Here is a 19,256-nt window from a genome sequence, read left to right on the forward strand (position 1 = left end):
CAAAATATATAAAGGACTTTTATGAATATCACAAATGAGCAATTATATAACAAAAGACGTCATTTTTTAAAGCTAGGTGCTGGAGCTTTAGTTAGTTCAGCCCTAGTTCAATCTGAACTAATGGCATTAAATTTCTTTCCTGATCCTAACAATGAAAAATTAAAACTTAGCGATGAAAAAATTGCGACTAATTATGTTAATTTTTATGAATTTTCTACTGATAAAAAAAGAGCTGTTGAGCTTGCAAAAAATTTCAATACAAAGGGCTGGAAAATAGAAGTTAGTGGGGAAGTTGAAGAGCCTTTGATTTTGACTATGGAAGATTTATTAGCCTTTCCTTTAGAAGAGAGAATTTATAGATTTCGTTGTGTTGAAACTTGGTCTATGGTGGTGCCTTGGGTTGGTTTTGAATTACGTGCCTTAATAGAAAAATGTAAAGTAAAAAGTGAGGCTAAATTTATAAAATTTACCACTCTTTTTGATAAAAATCAATTTGCTGATCAAGCTTCATTTTTCCCAACCCTTGATTATCCTTATGTGGAGGGCTTAAGATTAGATGAGGCTATGCATCCACTAACACTTATAGCTGTAGGAATGTATAAAAAGCCTTTATTAGGACAAAATGGGGCACCGATTCGCCTTGTAGTTCCATGGAAGTATGGTTTTAAAAGTATAAAATCTATTGTAAAAATAGAATTTACTAAAGAACAACCTAAAACTACATGGGAGTTAGCAAACCCTAGAGAATATGGTTTTTATGCTAATGTTAATCCAAATGTTTCTCATCCAAGATGGTCTCAAGCAAATGAGCGTCCTTTGGGAGATTTTTTCACTAAGCCTACGCAAATGTTTAATGGTTATGAAAAAGAAGTAGCACATTTGTATAAAGATATGGACTTAAAGGTTAATTTTTAATGAGCAAAAACGTTTATAATATCGGTGGATTTTTAGCTTTTGCTTTAAGTATTATTTTTAGTATTTATCAAATCTTGCAAGAATTTGATATTGTAAAATCTGTGTATTTTTATAGTGGTATATTTGGCTTAATCTTTTTTGGATTAAGCCTATTTTTTTCACTTTTAAAGTATAAACACACAAAAGATTACCCTAAAATTTTAGGTTTTTATGCATTTTTTTGGACTTTGATTCACTTTTTTAATTACTTTGCTTTTAGTAAAAATTTAGATCTAATGCTTTTTTTCAAAGATGTTTTTAGTAAAAATTTAGAATTTAGTGGTTTTGTAAGCTTTTTTATACTCACACTTATGTTTATAAGTTCTTTTAAGTTTTTTAAAAAAATGAGTAAAATAAGAAAATTTGGTTATTTTTGTTTTTTACTAGTATCTTGGCATTATTTTTTATCTGCAAAAATACCACAAGTTCCACATTTTTTAGCTTTAAGCCTAGCTTTGATTTTTCTACTTACTAAACTATATAAAAAGAGAAAAAAAGTAACTTTTTTGTAATTTTTTTCAAAAATACACATTTTTTAAGAAAAAAGATATAAAGTTATCCTTAAAATAAGAGTTAATATATCTTATTTTAAGGATAATCATGCAAAGAAGAGACTTTTTAAATGGAATGGCTTTAACTATACTTGCAGGAATGACTCCTTTGCAGGTATTATACGGTAAAGAAGCCAAAATCGAAGATTTCACTAAAGAATACTACCCGCCAAAGTGGCTTGGACTAAGGGGTAGCAACAATGCAAGTTATGAGTTTGCACATATGTTAAGAGATGGTGAAAAATTTGACTTTAGCGCTATCAAACCTAAACAAGAATATGATCTAGTTGTGGTTGGAGCTGGAATTAGTGGTTTAGCAGCTGCTTGTTTTTATCAAAATAAATTTGGAAAAGATAAAAAAATTCTCATCCTTGATAATCACGATGATTTTGGTGGACACGCTAGAAGAAATGAAATAGAACTAGAAGATAGTACTATTTTAAGTTATGGTGGTAGTGAAACATTTCAATCACCAAAGGCATTATATTCTAAAGAAGTAGTAGATTTATTATCATCTTTAGGTGTGGATATTGATGAGCTTGCTAAACGTTTTGATGTAAATTTTTACCCTGATTTAAAACTTAGCAGAGGTGTGTATTTTTCTAAGGCTGAATTTGGAGTAGACAAAGTTGTAAATGGTAATCCTAGAAAAGTAATTTGTGATGATATTCCTGAAGAAAAAAGCAACGGAAGAAGCATTGAAGCCTTTATAGGGGATTTTCCACTTAATGATAAGGATAAAAAAGATCTTATTGCTTTGTTTAAAAGCGAAAAAGACTATTTAAAAGGTATGAATAAAGAGCAAAGAGATAAGTATGTAGCAAAAACAAGTTATAAAAAATTCTTAGAAGAAAAAGTTAAACTTTCACAGCAAGCTATAAAATTTTTTGAAGGTATGACAGATGACTTTTTAGCTTTAGGAATTGATGCTGTTTCTTGTGAAGATGCTAGAGTTTCTTTCCTGCCTGGTTTTGATAAACTTGGACTTGATCCAATCGAAGGAGAAGCATTGGCTGAAATGGAAGAACCATATATCCATCACTGCGCTGATGGTAATGCCACTGTTGCTAGATTAATGGTTAGAAGATTAATTCCTGATGTATCTAAAAAAGGTAAAGATATGGATGAAATTACCTTAGCTCATTTTGATTATTCTAAACTTGATCTTGCTAAAAACAAAGTACGTTTAAGATTAAATAGCACTGTTGTAAATGTAGAAAATACAAAGGATGGAGCTTTAGTAACTTATGTTAATAAAGGTAAAAATTATAGAGTAAAAGCTAAAAAAGTTGTAATGGCAAATTACAATAGTATGATTCCATATATAGTGCCAAGTATGCCACAAGAGCAAAAAGATGCTTTGAGTAAAAACGTAAAAACTTCTCTTTTACATACTAAAGTTATCATAAGCAACTGGGAACCATTTATAAAACTTGGAGTGCACGAAATTTATTCGCCAAAAATGCCTTATGCTAGAACTAAACTTGATTATCCTGTGGATATGGGAGGATATCATCACCCAAGAGATCCTAAAAAGCCTATTTGTGTTCATATGGTTTGCTCTCCTTTGGCTTTTGCAAACATCCAAGGGATTGATCTTAATGGAATGGATGCAAGAGATAGGGCTAGAGTAGGTAGAAATTTATTATTTACCATGAGTTTTGAAGAGCATGAGAAAATTATTCGCGATCAACTCCAAGGTATGCTAGGTTCAGCTGGATTTAATCATGAAAAAGATATTAAGGCTATAGTTGTAAATCGTTGGGGGCATTGTTATTCATATACAGAAAATAGTCTTTTTGATGATAGCGAAGAAGCACAAAAGACTATAGAACTTGCGAGAAAACCTTTTGGCAACATCGTTATAGCAAATTCAGATTCTGATTGGTCAGCTTATATGCATTCAGCAATCGATCAAGCATATCGTGCCGTTAATGAATTTTAAAATCAAACTCCTTTTAGGAGTTTGATAAATCAATCATCATTTTTGATACTAATATAAATTAAAGCTAAAAGCATATAATTTACTAATCTAGTAGCATCAGGCAAACCATTCCAAGTTTTACTCATCCACATACCAAACCATTCTGCAGCCACTACTTGAAAACCAAAAAACCAAAGCAAACAACAGCAAGTTAGAGCAATAATTCCAAATTTTTTAGATTCATGAAAAGTTTTTGCATCCGAATTTCTTGCATTAAACATATCCAAAGCACCTTTTAAAGCAGTTAGCATAATAAAAGCTTCAAAACAGATAATAAAAATATAAGCAACATGATGAATAGTAGGATTTGTAATGGCTCTATAGACAATAGCATTACCTAAATAATCAGGTTTGGTATCCATACTCATAACATGCTTTACAAACTGAAAATTTGAATTATAATCAGTTATATTACCAAAAACAACAATAGCCGCTAAAGAGGCAACTGTAAGCAATATAATCATTTTAGAATATCTTACTATACTCATTATAGAAAAACCGCAATTGCAATTCATTATGACACTCCTTTTTGTTAAAACTATATTAATATAATATAATAAATATTAAACAAAACTAAAATATATAACGTAATCTTAAAGAATTCAATACAACTGTTACTGAACTAAAACACATTGCTAATGCTGCTAAATGTGGACTAAGAGTTATAAATGGTACAAAACCTGCTGCGACAGGAATACATAAAGCATTGTAAATAAAAGCCCAAAAAAGATTAAGCTTAATGATGTTTTTAGTTCTTTGAGAAAGCTCAAAACAATAAGCTATTAAAGATAAATCATCTTTTATTAAAATCAAATCTCCACTTTTTTTAGCAAGCTCGCTTGCTTTAGAAAAACTTATACTCACACTGGCTAAATTTAAAGCAGGCGCATCATTAATACCATCTCCTATAAAAAGAACTCTTTCTTTTTTGATTTTTTCTTTTATAAAATTAAGCTTTTGCTCAGGTTTTAAGTTAGAATAATATTCATCGATATCTAATTCATTTGCCGTTTTAGCAACACTTTTTTCATTATCACCACTTAAAATAACACTTTTTACACCTTTTTGTTTTAATTTTACTATCAAATCCTTAGCTTCGTTTTTAAGTTTATTTTGTAAACAAACTCCACCAAGACAAATTTTATTTTTTGCAAAATACAAACACACGGGTGCTTGATCTTCAAATTCTTGTAAAAACTGTTTGCTTTTTTGCATATTAATACCATTTTCTAGCATTAGTTTTTCATTGCCTATTAAATATTCATCTTTATTTTCTTGATAAAACAAACCGCTACCTACTAAAACACTTAGCTTTCCTTGTAAATTTAATTTTACATTCAGTTCTTTAGCAAATGCCTTTGCAATGGGATGGGAGCTTAAATTTTCAATTTGCGTAAGTTTTTGAAAATCTTCTTGAGTGAGATTATGTTTATAAACATCTAAATCATCTTGACTTAAAGTACCTGTTTTATCAAAAATAGCAAGTTTTATACTAGATAAATTCTCTAATACCACTGGATTTTTTACTAAGATAAAATTTCTTGCCCCATTTGCCAAAGCACTAACTATAGCTATAGGAGTTGCTAAACCCAAAGCACAAGGACAAGAGATTAAGAGCGTAGCACAAGCGTGTAAAAATGCTGCATTAATTCCTTCTTTAACATACCAAAAAGCAAACACAAAAAGCGATAAAACAATAATACAAGCTACAAAATAAGCTGAAATTTTATTAGCTAAATTTGCCAAAGGTGTTTTGATACTGCCTGCTTTAAAAACAAGATCTTTGATTTGTTCTAATGAGCTTTCGATCGCCTTTTTATTAGCCTTAATCTTTAAACTTCCATTAATCAACACACTTCCTGCTAAAATTTCATCATCTTGCTTTTTCAAAAATGGTAAAAATTCTCCTGTTAAAAAACTCGCATCAACCTCAGCTTCGCCTGCTATAATTACCCCATCAACAACAACGCTTTCACCCTCTTTTACTAAAATCACATCATTTTCTTTTACAAAAGCACTAGGTATGCTTTTTATACTTCCATCTTCTAAGATTATATTAGCTTTTTTAATATCTATGCTTTTTAATTTGTTTTGATATTCTAAGGATTTAAATTTAGCCTTTTCTTCTAAGTATTTACCCAATAAAACAAAACTTATAATCATCGCTCCGCCACTAAAATATAAATAACCATCTTTACTAAATACCTCAAAATACACAAAAAAAGAATATACAAAAGAAGTAAAAGCGCCTAAGGATATCAAGGTGTTCATATCTAAATTTTTATGTCTTAATCCTTTAAGAGCATGGATAAAAAAACCTTTTCCACAATAAAAAATCGCTATCATAGATAAAAACATTTGAATTAAAGCAGAAACATTTCCTTGAACAAACATTTCAAAATACATCACAATAGAGCTCAAAATTATACTCATGATAAGCTTTATTTTCATATTTTTAAGCTCTTTGAGTTTAAACTCGTATAAATTTTGCTCTTCTTGCAATATCTCAAAACCCAAAGCTTTGATTTTTTCTTTGATTTTTGCTTCCAAAGATAAATCTTTAAGCAAAAACACTCCACTAGAATTGACATAAGAAACACTTACATCTTCTACTCCATCAATTTTTGCACAAACTTTTTCTATAGCATTAGAACAATTAACACAAGTCATATTGCCTATTTTTAATTTTACTTCATGCATTATCTATTTCAAAACCTAATTCTTGTAATTGTTTTTTAAACTCTTCAACTTGCTCTGCTTTTAAGTCAATCTCTATGCTTTTATTTTCAACATTTATTTGCATAGTACCAAATTCATCTTCCAATGAAGCCTTGATTAAATTGACACAACTTTGACAATTAATATTTTTAGTTTTTATAATCATTTATTCTCCTTTTTCTCTGTATTCATATTTATGAGAGTGAAAAATTTTATTTTTTATAAATTTAAAGCCCATTTTTTCATAAAGCATTTTTGCATTTATATTTTCATCTTCTACGATTAATGAAAGCTTTTTACCATTATCCAAAGCTTCATTGAAAGCATATTCAATCAATTTCTTAGCAATACCTTTTCCTCTTACTTTTTCATCTACACAAATACTGTCTAAATAAAACTCATCTTCGCATTCTTTTAAAACTTTTTCATTAATTCCTAAAAATTCTAAATGCTCATTTAAAGGCTTATCTAGCTCATCTGCCAAAGCTCCATCATAAAAACAAATTGCACCTAAAATTTCCTCATTTTCTTCATATACACACACATTTTCATAACTCAAACGATTGTTCTCTTGGATAAAAAAATTCTCCAAAACCTCTATGGCTTTTTGATACTCATCATAACCACTAAGTTTATAAATAAAATGATCCATTGCCAAGGCAAGCAATTGTATGCATTTTTTAGCGTCATCTTTTCTAGCTTTTCTAATCACTCTTTTACTCCTTTAAAATCAAATTTAGACTTCTTAGTTTATACTTTTAACTTTAAAACAATATAAGAAAGAGAGAATTTATGGGAAGAGCGTTTGAATATCGCAGAGCCTCTAAAGAAGCAAGATGGGATAAAATGAGCAAACTTTTTCCAAAACTTGCAAAGGCTATACAAGTAGCAGCAAAAGAAGGCGGAGCTGATCCTGACATGAATCCAAAGCTTCGCAGTGCCATAGCTACTGCAAAAGCTAACAATATGCCAAAAGATAATATTGATGCAGCTATTAAAAGAGCAAGTGGAAAAGATAGCGCTGATATTAAAAATATCCACTATGAAGGAAAAGCAGCACATGGAGCTTTAATCATCGTTGAGTGCATGAGTGATAATCCTACACGCACAGTAGCAAATGTAAAAGCTATTTTTAGCAAAAATGGCGGAGAAATTTTACAAAATGGCTCTTTAACTTTTATGTTTTCACACAAAGCTGTTTTTCATCTTGAAAAATATGATGGAGATTTAGAAGAACTTGAGCTTGAACTCATTGATGCAGGGCTTGAAGAACTTGAGCAAAATGATGAAGAATTATTAGTTATAGGTGATTACACTGCCTTTGGAGAACTTAGCAATGCCATAGAAAAAAAAGGTTTAGTGCTTAAAAAAGCAGGACTTGAGTATCTTGCTAACAATCCTGTAAGTTTTAGCGAAGAACAACTTCTTGATATTGAAAAATTGCTTGATAAATTAGAAGATGATGATGATGTGCAAGCAGTTTATACCAACATAGAATAGGAGTAAAAAAATGCTTAAAAAAATCGACATAAAAGATGCAAAAAAATACAATTTTGCCATTATTAGCACCGAAAAAGGTGATATGAAATTAGAATTATTTCCTGATGAAGCACCACAAACTGTATGCAACTTCGCCAACCTAGCTAATGATGGTTTTTACAACGAACTTGTTTTTCACCGTGTGATTCCAAATTTTGTAATACAAGGTGGTTGCCCTTATGGTATAGGTTCAGGTGGTCCTGGTTATGAGATAGAGTGCGAATGCGACAATCAAAAACACAAGCACTTAAGAGGTAGCTTATCTATGGCTCATGCTGGTAGAGATACAGGTGGATCACAATTTTTTATTTGTCATAGCCCACAACCTCATTTGGATGGAGTGCATACTATCTTTGGACAAATCAATCCTGAAGATAAAGAAAGTTTAGAAGTACTAGATAGCATTAGAGCAGGAGATAAAATCAAAACTATCCAAATTTTAGAAAAACTTTAATTTTACATCTCCTTAAAATTGTGCTATGATTTTTTAAGGAGATTAACTATGCATTTTATTTTTATTTGTATTCATCTTATTTGTGCTATATTTTTTATAGCTTATGTGTTTTTTGATGTATGTGTTTATCGCTTTGCTTATAAGCACCAAAGCAAAGAAGATTGCGATAAAATAAAAAAAGCCTATACTAAATCAAGCATTGTTATCTTTGCTAGTATTTTTATCTTGCTTTTATTGAGTGGATTTTATCTTTTAAGTTTTTATGAAATTAACTCTTTTTGGGATTTTTTTGCAAGCAATTTTGGCATATTTTTATTTATCAAGCTTTTATTATTAATAACAATGCTAGTTTTGACTTTTTACTCTTTATTTTTTATAAAAGTTTTAAAAAGAAAAGACCCTTTAAAATCTCACTTGATTGCATTGATTTTATGTATTTTAATAGTCATTTGTGCAAAAGCCATGTTATATTTTTAAAACATTAAAACTAAACTTATATCATTAGCTTAAAAAATAAAGGTTATTTATGCTTGGTGATATTATAGATTTTTTACTCACTCTTGCAAAAGATTGGGGTTATTGGGGGATTATTTTTCTTATGTTTATAGAAAGTTCCTTTTTTCCCTTTCCTAGCGAAGTAGTGATGATACCTGCTGGATATTTAGCCCATCAAAACGAACTTAACTTTTGGCTATGCCTGCTTTGTGGGACTTTTGGAGCACTTATAGGAGCTTTGCTTAATTATTATTTATGTTATTTTCTAGGGCGCAATATTGTTTTAAAAATATGCAAATATTTTGGAGTTAATGAAGCAAAATTTGCTCAATTTGAAGCTTTTTTTAATAAACATGGTGAAATATCGACCTTTAGCGGTAGATTAATCCCTGGTTTACGTCAATATATTTCTTTACCCGCTGGACTTGCAAGAATGAATTTGAAAAAGTTTATATTTTATACTAGTTTGGGGGCTGGAATTTGGTGTTTAATCTTGCTTATATTAGGTTATATTTTAGGTAAAAATGAAGATTTAATCAAAGAATATTTACATTTTGTTATTATAGCTTGTATTATTTTTACCACTATGATTGTAGCTATTTATATCTATATTCAAAAAAGGAAAAACCATGCTTCAAACTAAATTTTTCCAAATTCCATCTTTTGATGATATAGAACTTAATATACAAAGACAATCTTTGTTAGATTTTAGAATTGATTATGATGATGAAAAAGAAATCAAAGCTATTGTATTTCTTTTACCTGGCTTAGGGAGTGATATCAATGATGCATACCAAAATAAACTTATTTATAGAGTTTTAGAAAATCATAATGTAATCTGCTTGAGCGTGAATTATTTTTGTATACAATGTAGACCACAAAATGGTGCTAAATTAATATTAGATAACTTTGATCAAAATATTATCGCTTCTATTTGTAATACTTACAATATAAATATTACTAATAAATATTTCCAAACTTATAAAGATGTTTTTAACTTTTTAAATTTAGAAATTGAAAAATTAAAAACAAATGATAAATTACCAAAAGACAAACTTATTGATATTTCTGTAACCTGTGAACCACCAAATAGCGAATATCAAAATTTTGGTATAATGCAAGCACTAGATTGTCTGCAAGTATTATCTTATATCAAAACAAATCATAATCTCTTTAAATTAAACAGATGTAGAGAGAGGGGGGGGGATATCTCAACACTTCCAATTATTCTTATTGGAAGCTCTCACGGTGGATATGTATCGCATCTAATGGCAAAATTAATGCCGTGGGAAATTGATGGGATTATAGATAATTCATCTTACGCTAAAGTTTTTCTACCCTTAGTTGGTTTCACCAAAGAAATAGATTTTGTAAAATATTTTGAAGCTTCTTTTGTTGATCTCAAATATAAAAATTTAAAATTTAATGCTTTTACTAAAACGCATTTTACAAGTAATCCTAACTCACCCTATTATTTTTCAAAAGCCTTTAGAAGAATACGTAATATCTTAGACGAAGAGCATTTACAAATTCAAGCACAATTTCCAAAAACCATTTATAGATCTTACCATAGCATGCAAGATTTGAGATTTGCTCCACCTGAAGATAAAATTCAACTTTATAAAACACTAAAAAAACTTGGCTTTGATGCTGACTTAACAATAATTGAAAAAGAAAGTCAAGTTGATGGAAAATTTATAAAAAATCTTGAACATGGTATGGGTATGTCCTTAAAAATGCTAATCAATAAAGAACTGCCAATAATATTAGAAAAAATCTCCAAGCAAAAGAAAAAAACAATAGTTAAAAAAATTACCTACCCAAGTGAAAATTTACTTTATACTTTTTCGAAAAATGAAAATGATTTTCCGCAGTTTTTTTTAGATTATCATTAATTTTATAATATTTTATATTTAAAATTTGATAAAATCCTATAAATTATTTCAAAGAAAATACTATGGAAAAACCATCAATTCAAAATTTAACGGATTTTTTAATCGAATACATTAGTGTTTTTCTAAGTGCTGGAACTTACACAGCAAGAGTGGCAAAGTGCGTTGGAAGAATAGCTAATGCATATGGTTATGAGATTAATATGAATTTTTTCTTTCACCATACCACACTAAATATTTTTGACAAAAGTGATAATTCCATACAAAGAACCTATATCATACCTAATAAGCACAATCATATTAATTTTAAACTGATTTTAGAACTAAGTGCGTTAAGTTGGCAAATTCATGATCATAAATACAACTTAGAAGAAGCTAAATTTTCTCTTTTAAAACTCAAACAAAGCACAAAAAATCCTTTTTTAGCTAATTTATTTTTAGTTTCAGTAGCAAACTCAGCATTTTGTAAATTATTTGGAGGGGATTTTTACGGCTGTTTATTTGTATTTTTGGCTACTTTAGTAGGTTTTAGCCTGAGAGTTTTACTTACTAGAATAAAAATTGATTTAAGAATTCAATACATTATTTGTTCTTTTTTATCCTCATTCATTGTATTTTTTGGGGTAGATTTAAAACTCGTGCAAGAAGCTAATGTTGCTTTGGGTTCTAGTATATTGTATTTAATTCCTGGAGTATATTTTATAAACTCCATTATAGATATTTTAAAAGATCATATACTTATGGGACTTAGTCGCATTATAAGTGTGGCGATATTGGTATGCTGTATTGCCATTGGAATTTATACTACTCTTAGCATTAGTGATTTTGGGATTTTAAGATGATTGATTATTCTTCTATACTTTGGGATATGTTTTTTGCGGCTTTAACAGGATTTGGCTTTGCTTATGTATGTAATCCACCCTTTAAAACACTCATACTCTCAGCCATATTAGCTGCCATAGCCCATGGTATGCGTTTTACTTTAATGGGATATTTTGGTTTTCAAACCTTAGCTATTGCGACCTTTATAGCTTCTTTTAGCATAGGTTGTCTTGGTTTGTTTTTAGCTAAGATTTTTAAAACACCTGCTGAAATTATAGCTTTTCCTGCTCTCATTCCTATGATACCTGGAATTTATGCATATAAAGCTATATTGTATTTAATTTCTTTTATACGCTCAGAGGATATTAGCGAAAAAACCAATTTCTTGATTCAATTTTTCGATCATTTTTTCACAACACTTTCAGTAACATTAGCTTTAGCAGTAGGAGTAAGTGTAACTTTACTTTTGTTTTTTGAACAAAGCTTTATGATGACAAGAAGTATTAAAAAAAGTAAAAATCACGATCAAAATCAATCGTGATTCATTTTATTTTTTGCCTCTATTCCCATAAGCGCAAAAGCTGTTTTAATACTCAAAGCACATATGGCAAAAAGTTTTAAAAGCTCATCTTCATTACTTGAGCCAACTACTTTATTTTCATTATAAAATTTATGAAATAAAGAAGCTAAATTTTTTAAGTAATCAGGAATTTTTTGCAAAGCTCTTGACTCAAACGCATCATTAAGTACTGCTTTTAAATTTAAACTTTCAAATAAAAGATTCATACCATCTTCATTTAAACTCTCAAATTTAGCATGCATAACATCATCTACACTCTTACCTGCTTTAGCAAATACCTGATGAATTCTCGCATGAGCATAATTAATATAATACACAGGATTAGAGCTATCTTCTTTTTTAAACTCATCTACATCAAACTCTAAATGTGTATCACATTTTTTACTAATAAAAATATATCTTAGCACATCACTACCAAGCTCTTCTAAAACATCACCCATTAAGATGAAATTTCCTGCTCTTTTACTCATTTTATAAGGCTCGCCATTTTTTAACAATGAAACCATTTGCGCTAAAATAATTTCAAGATTTTCACTATCATGACCTAAAAATTCCATAGCAGCTTTCATTCTAGCTATATAGCCATGATGATCAGCTCCCCATATATTAATACACTTATCATAACCTCGGCTCATTTTATCTTTATGATAAACTATATCAGCAGCTAGATAAGTTCCTTTTCCATCATCTTTGATAATCACACGATCTTTTTCATCACCTTTAGCACTTGATGCAAGCCATATTTTATCATCTTGCTCATAAGTACCACCATGCTCTTTTAAAGCTTTTAAGGTATTTTCTAATTCATTATAATAACTTGTTTCACTCACATAAGCATCAATAAATATCTTAGCATCAGCCAAATTTTTCTTGATAATTTTAAGCATTTTATCCTTAGCCCAAAGTGCTAATTGCGGAATGTTTTCTTCTACAAAGAAACCTTTTTCAAATTCAACAAAAGCTTCTTTTGCTACATCTATGATATATTCGCCTTTATAATACTCATCAGGATATTGAACTTGCTCATTTAAACAATGCTCTTTTACTGCAAGTAATATAGAAAGACCTAAAAGATAAATTTGATTACCTGCATCATTAACATAATATTCTGTATCAAATTTATATCCTAAATGTCTAGCAACCCTAGTTAAAGTATCGCCAAAAATAGCTCCTCTAGCATGTCCTATATGCAAAGGTCCTGTTGGATTAGCACTAACATACTCTAGTAAAAAACTTTCGTTTTTTGTCTCATCTTTTGCAAAATTCTCACTATCGCTCAAAGCTTGTGTAGCTAAAAAATTTAAAAAAGTTCTTGAAAGCTTAAAATTTACATAACCATTTAAAGCTTCTACCCTTTCAAAACAATCACAATCTTTTAACTTAGCAACAATACCATTAGCAATTATCATGGGATTTTGCTTTAATTCTTTAGCCAAAGAAAAAGCCAAAGGCGTGGCAAAATGAGCTAGATTTTTATTCTTAGGATTTTCTAAGATAAAATCTCTTCCTAGTTTTTCTTTAATTTCTTTATAAACTAAAGTTTTCAATGTTTTACCTTAAGCTTTTTTTACTTCTTCGTTGTTTTCTTTTACAAGCACATCTTTTTCATTGATTTTTTCAATTTTTTGTGCATCTTCTTGAACAATTTTTTTATCATCTTCTGTGTTCATTTCATCTTTAAAAGTTTTAATACCCTTTCCTAAGCCTTTAGCAAGCTCTGGAATTTTTTTTGCACCAAAAAGTAACACTACAATAAGCAATATAATCAACCATTGAGTTCCGCTTGGCATATGCATTTTATTCTCCTTTATTCCATTGATTTTGAATTTTTTTTAAATCGTGTTTTTTACTTTTTAATTTTGAAGCTTCAAAAACTGCCTCTAACTCCCTATAGCTTTTTTCAAGATCATCATTTATGATTAAAAAATCATATCGATCCAAATAAGCCATTTCATCACTAGCATTTTCTAATCTTTTGCTAATATCTTCTATTTTATCAGTATTTCGCTTAAGCAATCTTTTTTCAAGTTCTTTTTTATTTTTGGTTGTAATAAAAACAGAAGTTATATATTCAGACATTTTTTCTTTAGCTATACAAAAACCTTGCACATCAATATCAAAAACGACACTTTTACCCTCTTGCAATGCTTTTTTTACAGGGATTAATGAGGTGCCATAATAATTTTTATGCACTAAAGCCCATTCTAAAAAATCGCCTTTTTCTATACCTTGTTTAAATTCTTCTTCACTGATAAAAAAATAATCTACTCCATTTTTTTCATTTTCTCTAGGAGTTCTTGTTGTACTTGAAATAGAAAAATAAATATTATCTTTTTCTTTAAAAAGCCTTTGAAGCAAGGTGCTCTTCCCTGCTCCACTTGGTCCTGAGATGATTAAAATTTGACCGCTCAACGTTTATCCTCATCAAAGCTTATATTAATATTTATATTCATTTTCATGCCTTTTAAGGCTGCTTTTAAAGTATCATCAGTAATACTTGAAGTAATAGTTTGAGCTATGCTTTTACTAAGTTCATTTACCATTTCATCTTCTTGTAAATTTTCTGCCTTTTCTTCTGTATTTACCTTGCCCTCTTCTTTCTTTTCTACAATAACTGGAGCAAGTTCTTCTCCTAAAGCTAACATAATATCATTTTCGTTTAAATTTTCAAACTCATCTTGTGTATCATCTAAAATTACGCCCATATTTTCCTCTATATTTTCCTCTAAATCTAGAACCTGTGCATTTTCATCGTTACCTATTTCTTGGGTATCAAAATCTTGCATCGTTTCCTCATCAAGATCGTTTAATTCCTCATCAAGTTCATCAATAGCAGCTAATTCTTCTTTTATTTTATCTTGAGTGCTTAATTCTTCTTCAGGCTCAAAATCCATAGCCTCATCCTCTAAAAGTTCTTCTACTAAAGGTTCATTTTCTTCTACAACACCATCATCTTCTTTTATTTCCCCAATAAATTGAGCATCCTCAGGTAAATCATCAAAGCTCATCTCTTTTTCACCCATTTCCTCGACCATAGGTAACTCATCAAGAGAATCAAATTCAGCGGGATTTTCTTCTATATTTTCTTCTATATTTTCTTCTATATTTTCTTCTATATTTTCTTCTATATTTTCTTCTATATTTTCTTCTATATTTTCTTCTATATTTTCTTCTATATTTTCTTCTATATTTTCTTCTATATTTTCTTCTATATTTTCTTCTATATTTTCTTCTATATTTTCTTCTATATTTTCTTCTATATTTTCTTCTATATTTTCTTCATGTAAATCATCTAGCAATGCCAAATCATCTTCATCTTTTTTTTCATCCACTAATACATCTGTTGTTTCAGGTATATTGTCAGCTTTTAACTCATCATCCAAAGTCTCTTCAAAAAATTCTTCTTGCAAACTTAAATCATCTTCACTTAAACTCTCTTCATGTTCAGACAAATCAATACCTGCTAAAAGTTCATTTCCGTCTAAAGGTGTATCTTTATCAATTAAAATATCATCGTCAAAATTTAACTCATCTTCTTCTAAAGTATTATTTTTATCTTCATTTAAAGTTTTTTCGCCACCCAAAAGCTCTATAAAGTCAGTCGGTAAAAAAGGTTTATATAAACACTCTACGCCTTCAACTTGCTCTTGATTTCTAGGTAATAAACAAATCAATCTATTACATTTGCTTTTTAAATCATCTAAATTAGCTTCAATATCATGATCTATGATAATAACATCATAAAATTCTCCAAGCTCCTCAGTATTTGTAATTTCTTCAAAATCATAACCTAATTTTTGAACCCCTAAACTGATTAGCTTTGAAACAGCTGTATTAGAATTTATCAGCATAACCTTCATTTGTCATCTCCCAAAATTAAAGAAATATCTTATTTTAAAACATTTTTAATTATTTATTGCTTATATATTAAAAAATAATAATTCCATATGCTCAAAACTTTTCATTGTTAAATTTTTAAAATACTGCATCATAATAAGCAAAATAGCAATAAGCACAGCAAAAGACAAGAATATCTTAATAGGGTACCCCACTACCAAAAGATTAAACTGAGGCATAGTTTTCATTAGCATACCAAAAATCACATCCGACAATAAAGATATGGCCAAAACCGGAAAAGCCATAGAAAAACCAAGTACAAAAATATTTACCATGGCTTTATTTAAATAAAGCATTAAATTTTCATGCGGATAAAACCCACCTAAACTAATGTATTCTAACGAATTAGATATAAAAAGTAAGACTAAATGATGCCCATCAAAGGCCAAAAATACAAGTAAAGCTAATAAATTTAAAACTTGTGATATGACAGGTGTATTTGTGCCAGTTGTAGGATCCATAACACTAGCCATGGAAAACCCCATGGTAAAAGAAACTTGCTCACCTGCCATTTGTAAAATAGCAAAAGTCATTTGCAAAATCAACCCTGCCATCATACCAAAAAGCACTTCACTTAAAAGATATAAAATAAAGAAAGAATCAGGTGTATTACCTTCAAGCTTTGCTAAAGGATATAAAAACATTGTTAAAAATAAAGCTAAGGTTGTTTTTACCACCAAAGGTATACTATTATGAGAAAAAAAAGGAAAGAAAACTATTAACCCGCTCATTCTAGCAAACAAAAGCATGAAAATAACTACATTTTCATCGCCTAAATATTTAACAAATTCCATGATTATTTAAGTGAAAAATCTTGTCGCATTTTTTAGCAAGCTCTTGATCATGCGTAACAAAAATTAAAGCTGCATTATTTTCTTTAATATAATCAATCAAAATATCCATTACATTTAAAGCATTTTTAAAATCTAAATTTCCAGTAGCTTCATCAGCAAAAATAATCTTTGGCCTTTTGTTTAAAACCCTAGCTATGCTTACTCTTTGCTGCTGTCCACCGCTTAGCTTTGTGATTTTTTGATTCATTAAATCTACAATATCAAGTTTTTTTAATAATTCATAATCAATATTCTGTCCGCTTAAAACACTCGCAAGCTCTATATTCTCAAAAGCCAAAAAACCTTTAAACAAATAATGCATTTGAAAAATAATTCCAAAATGTTTTCTACGAATTTCTAGCAAAGCGTCATCATTTAAGCTATATAAGTCTTGATTATTATAAAAAACTTTTCCTGATTGAGGTTTTAATAAGGTAGATAAAATATGCAAAAGAGTGGATTTACCACATCCACTACTTCCACATATTGCAATACAATCTTTTGCATTTACAGCAAAATTTAAATTTTCAAAAAGCGGAATATCAAAACCATGGCTTAAATTTTCCGCTTTTAAAAGTTCCATTTTTAACCAATTTGCGCAGCAACTTCAGCAGCAAAATCTTCGGTTTTCTTTTCTAGGCCTTCACCTACTTCAAAGCGAATAAACTCAACTATTTTAATAGTTCCACCTAACTCTTTTTCTTTATCAGCAATTACTTGTTCGATAGTTTTTTTATCATCCATTACATAAAACTGACCCATTAAAGTAAGTCTGCTGTCAAGTTGAGAATTATCCGCGATAAAGCTATTTAGCTTACCTGGGATAATATTAGACCAAATTTTTTCTGGCTTACCTTGTGCTTGAAGCTCGGCCTTAATAGCTTCTTCAGCTGCTTGAATTACCTCTTGAGTTAATTGTTTTCTACTTGCATATTTTGGAATTTTATGCTCTGGTTTATTAGGATCTTTTAATCTTCTTCTTTCTTCGTTCTCTTTTTCTAACTCAGCAACTAAAGCTTTGTATTCATTTTCTACAAAATCCATATCAAGTTCTTCATAAGATAGATAACTTGGCTTCATTGCAGCAATATGCATACAAATATGCTTTAAAAATTCTCCACACTTGCTAGCTGTAGCTTCGCTATCGCAAGCTGCAGCAATAACCACACCAACACGACCATTGGTATGAATATAGCCATTTACTATGCCATTAGCACCTGCTTTTAAAGTAGCAAATCTTCTAACAACTAAATTTTCACCAATAGTTGCAATTTGGCTTTTTAAATACTCTTCAAATTTAACACCATTAATCTCACTTGAATGTAATTCTTCAACATTTTGAAGACTCTTAGCTTGAATATGTGCTGTTGTATCTTTTGTTAAAGCAATAAATTGTTCATTTTTAGCAACAAAATCAGTTTCTGAGTTAATTTCACTTACAGTTGCACATTTAAAATCATCACTTACTTTTACACTTACTAAACCTTCAGCAGCTAAACGATCAGCTTTTTTATCAGCTTTTCCAAGTCCTTTTTCTCTTAAAAGCTGCACTGCTTTTTCAAAATCACCATCTGTATCTTTTAAAGCATTTTTACAATCCATCATACCTGCGCCAGTACTTTCGCGCAGTTCTTTTACCATTTGTGCAGTGATTTCAGCCATTATTCTTTATCTCCTTCAAAATCTTCTTCACTCATAGCTTCCTCTAAAACTTCTTTTTTTTCTTCTTCAGAGATTGGTTGTTCTTCATTTACTTCACCATCTTGCTCTCTTAATGCTTTACCTTCATTGATTGCTTCAGCCATTTCTTGGCAGAAAAGTTGAACTGAGCGAATTGCATCATCATTTCCTGGAATTGGGAAATCAACTAAGTCAGGATCACAGTTTGTATCTAGCGGAGCAACTACAGGGATTTTTAATCTATTAGCTTCTTGTACTGCAATTTTTTCTTTAACAGTATCAATAACAAAAATCATATCAGGTTGGGTTTTCATGTATCTAATACCACCAAGATATGCTAACAACTTTTCTTTTTTTCTAGTAAGCATTAATGCTTCTTTTTTAGTTAAAAGCTTAATACTTCCATCTTCTTCCATTTTTTCTATAACTTCTAATTTCCTAATAGATTGGCGGATAGTTCCAAAGTTAGTCATCATACCACCAAGCCATCTGTGATTTACATAAGGCATACCGCATTTTTCAGCATATTCTTTAATCGCACCACCAGCTTGTTTTTTAGTACCAACAAATAAAATTGTCTTACCTTCTGCTGCAGCATCACGAACGATATTATATGTATATCTAAAGTATCTAAGTGTTTTTTGTAAATCAATTACATAAATACCTTTTCTTTCTCCAAAAATAAATTTTTTCATTTTTGGATTCCATCTTCTTGTTTGGTGCCCAAAGTGTACACCGCACTCTAATAAATCTCTCATGCTTACCATGAAATTCTCCTTATAAATAAAATAATTAGGTTTATTCCTCCGCATTCTTTAACCCATAAGCAACCTAATAAGGAAATTAATGCGTGTGAA

Annotated in this window: 22 protein-coding genes; 10 read left to right on the forward strand and 12 right to left on the reverse strand. The window is 29.7% G+C overall.

The window, feature by feature from the left end; all coding sequences use genetic code 11:
• Window positions 1–21 precede the first annotated feature (21 nt).
• From msrP to EL235_RS05345, 3 genes are all read left to right on the forward strand, one after another.
• Window positions 22–915: a protein-methionine-sulfoxide reductase catalytic subunit MsrP gene (gene msrP / locus EL235_RS05335; RefSeq protein ID WP_126340958.1), complete on the forward strand. Its 894-nt coding sequence runs from the start codon at window positions 22–24 to the stop codon at window positions 913–915.
• On the forward strand, window positions 915–1,466 hold the full coding sequence (locus tag EL235_RS05340) for a cytochrome b family protein (protein ID WP_114640472.1): 552 nt from the start codon (window positions 915–917) through the stop codon (window positions 1,464–1,466). Before msrP ends, EL235_RS05340 begins: the two co-directional genes overlap by 1 nt.
• An 88-nt stretch (window positions 1,467–1,554) precedes the next feature.
• Entirely contained in the window at window positions 1,555–3,450 is a 1,896-nt protein-coding gene (locus EL235_RS05345) for an NAD(P)/FAD-dependent oxidoreductase (protein ID WP_126340959.1), read from the forward strand.
• 29 nt (window positions 3,451–3,479) lie between these two features.
• Here EL235_RS05345 and EL235_RS05350 read toward each other — a convergent pair whose 3' ends face one another.
• Genes EL235_RS05350 through EL235_RS05365 form a run of 4 tightly spaced genes read right to left on the reverse strand, consistent with a single transcriptional unit; the run spans window position 3,480 to window position 6,919 of the window.
• A complete protein-coding gene (locus EL235_RS05350) occupies window positions 3,480–4,004 on the reverse strand; it encodes a DUF2165 family protein (RefSeq protein WP_039626610.1) in 525 nt (174 codons plus the stop codon).
• A gap of 58 nt (window positions 4,005–4,062) precedes the next feature.
• Window positions 4,063–6,189, reverse strand: a complete 2,127-nt coding sequence (locus tag EL235_RS05355) for a heavy metal translocating P-type ATPase (RefSeq protein ID WP_126340960.1) — start codon at window positions 6,187–6,189, stop codon at window positions 4,063–4,065.
• Window positions 6,182–6,373, reverse strand: a complete 192-nt coding sequence (locus EL235_RS05360; protein WP_039618742.1) for a heavy-metal-associated domain-containing protein — start codon at window positions 6,371–6,373, stop codon at window positions 6,182–6,184. Before EL235_RS05360 ends, EL235_RS05355 begins: the two co-directional genes overlap by 8 nt.
• On the reverse strand, window positions 6,374–6,919 hold the full coding sequence (locus EL235_RS05365; RefSeq protein WP_126340961.1) for a GNAT family N-acetyltransferase: 546 nt from the start codon (window positions 6,917–6,919) through the stop codon (window positions 6,374–6,376).
• 80 nt (window positions 6,920–6,999) lie between these two features.
• On the opposite strand from EL235_RS05365, the gene EL235_RS05370 reads away from it, so the two are divergent.
• The 7 genes from EL235_RS05370 to EL235_RS05400 all read left to right on the forward strand — a co-directional run bounded on the left by EL235_RS05370 (window position 7,000) and on the right by EL235_RS05400 (window position 11,950).
• Entirely contained in the window at window positions 7,000–7,707 is a 708-nt protein-coding gene (locus EL235_RS05370) for a YebC/PmpR family DNA-binding transcriptional regulator (protein ID WP_039626618.1), read from the forward strand.
• A 10-nt stretch (window positions 7,708–7,717) separates the two neighbouring features.
• Window positions 7,718–8,200, forward strand: a complete 483-nt coding sequence (locus EL235_RS05375) for a peptidylprolyl isomerase (protein WP_126340962.1) — start codon at window positions 7,718–7,720, stop codon at window positions 8,198–8,200.
• Between the two features lie 48 nt (window positions 8,201–8,248).
• A complete protein-coding gene (locus EL235_RS05380) occupies window positions 8,249–8,677 on the forward strand; it encodes a trehalose-6-phosphate synthase (RefSeq protein ID WP_126340963.1) in 429 nt (142 codons plus the stop codon).
• 49 nt (window positions 8,678–8,726) lie between these two features.
• Entirely contained in the window at window positions 8,727–9,338 is a 612-nt protein-coding gene (locus EL235_RS05385) for a DedA family protein (protein ID WP_114640478.1), read from the forward strand.
• Window positions 9,325–10,590, forward strand: a complete 1,266-nt coding sequence (locus EL235_RS05390) for a DUF2920 family protein (protein WP_126340964.1) — start codon at window positions 9,325–9,327, stop codon at window positions 10,588–10,590. Before EL235_RS05385 ends, EL235_RS05390 begins: the two co-directional genes overlap by 14 nt.
• Window positions 10,591–10,652: 62 nt before the next feature.
• Window positions 10,653–11,429: a threonine/serine exporter family protein gene (locus EL235_RS05395; protein ID WP_126340965.1), complete on the forward strand. Its 777-nt coding sequence runs from the start codon at window positions 10,653–10,655 to the stop codon at window positions 11,427–11,429.
• A complete protein-coding gene (locus EL235_RS05400) occupies window positions 11,426–11,950 on the forward strand; it encodes a threonine/serine exporter family protein (protein WP_012661791.1) in 525 nt (174 codons plus the stop codon). Before EL235_RS05395 ends, EL235_RS05400 begins: the two co-directional genes overlap by 4 nt.
• Here EL235_RS05400 and argS read toward each other — a convergent pair.
• The 8 genes from argS to rpsB all read right to left on the reverse strand — a co-directional run bounded on the left by argS (window position 11,941) and on the right by rpsB (window position 19,166).
• Window positions 11,941–13,536: an arginine--tRNA ligase gene (gene argS, locus EL235_RS05405; RefSeq protein ID WP_126340966.1), complete on the reverse strand. Its 1,596-nt coding sequence runs from the start codon at window positions 13,534–13,536 to the stop codon at window positions 11,941–11,943. The genes EL235_RS05400 and argS overlap by 10 nt on opposite strands.
• Before the next feature lie 9 nt (window positions 13,537–13,545).
• Window positions 13,546–13,785, reverse strand: coding sequence for a twin-arginine translocase TatA/TatE family subunit (locus tag EL235_RS05410; RefSeq protein ID WP_039618758.1), 240 nt, complete (start codon window positions 13,783–13,785; stop codon window positions 13,546–13,548).
• A gap of 1 nt (window position 13,786) precedes the next feature.
• A complete protein-coding gene (locus tag EL235_RS05415; protein ID WP_039626632.1) occupies window positions 13,787–14,401 on the reverse strand; it encodes a deoxyguanylate kinase / guanylate kinase in 615 nt (204 codons plus the stop codon).
• Complete coding sequence (locus EL235_RS07885; RefSeq protein WP_164717496.1) at window positions 14,398–15,840, reverse strand: hypothetical protein; 1,443 nt, start codon at window positions 15,838–15,840, stop codon at window positions 14,398–14,400. The genes EL235_RS05415 and EL235_RS07885 overlap by 4 nt, the downstream gene beginning before the upstream one ends.
• A gap of 69 nt (window positions 15,841–15,909) precedes the next feature.
• Window positions 15,910–16,680 carry a flagellar biosynthetic protein FliR gene (gene fliR, locus EL235_RS05425; RefSeq protein WP_039618763.1) on the reverse strand — a complete coding sequence of 257 codons (771 nt, stop codon included), beginning with the start codon at window positions 16,678–16,680 and terminating at the stop codon, window positions 15,910–15,912.
• Window positions 16,667–17,302: an ABC transporter ATP-binding protein gene (locus EL235_RS05430; RefSeq protein ID WP_126340967.1), complete on the reverse strand. Its 636-nt coding sequence runs from the start codon at window positions 17,300–17,302 to the stop codon at window positions 16,667–16,669. The genes fliR and EL235_RS05430 overlap by 14 nt, the downstream gene beginning before the upstream one ends.
• Window positions 17,303–17,304: 2 nt before the next feature.
• On the reverse strand, window positions 17,305–18,381 hold the full coding sequence (tsf, locus tag EL235_RS05435; RefSeq protein ID WP_126340968.1) for a translation elongation factor Ts: 1,077 nt from the start codon (window positions 18,379–18,381) through the stop codon (window positions 17,305–17,307).
• Complete coding sequence (gene rpsB, locus EL235_RS05440) at window positions 18,381–19,166, reverse strand: 30S ribosomal protein S2 (protein WP_039626640.1); 786 nt, start codon at window positions 19,164–19,166, stop codon at window positions 18,381–18,383. The genes tsf and rpsB overlap by 1 nt, the downstream gene beginning before the upstream one ends.
• Window positions 19,167–19,256: the final 90 nt, after the last annotated feature.

This window comes from Campylobacter lari (genome assembly GCF_900638335.1).
In the GTDB taxonomy this organism is placed as follows: Bacteria; Campylobacterota; Campylobacteria; order Campylobacterales; family Campylobacteraceae; genus Campylobacter_D; species Campylobacter_D lari_E.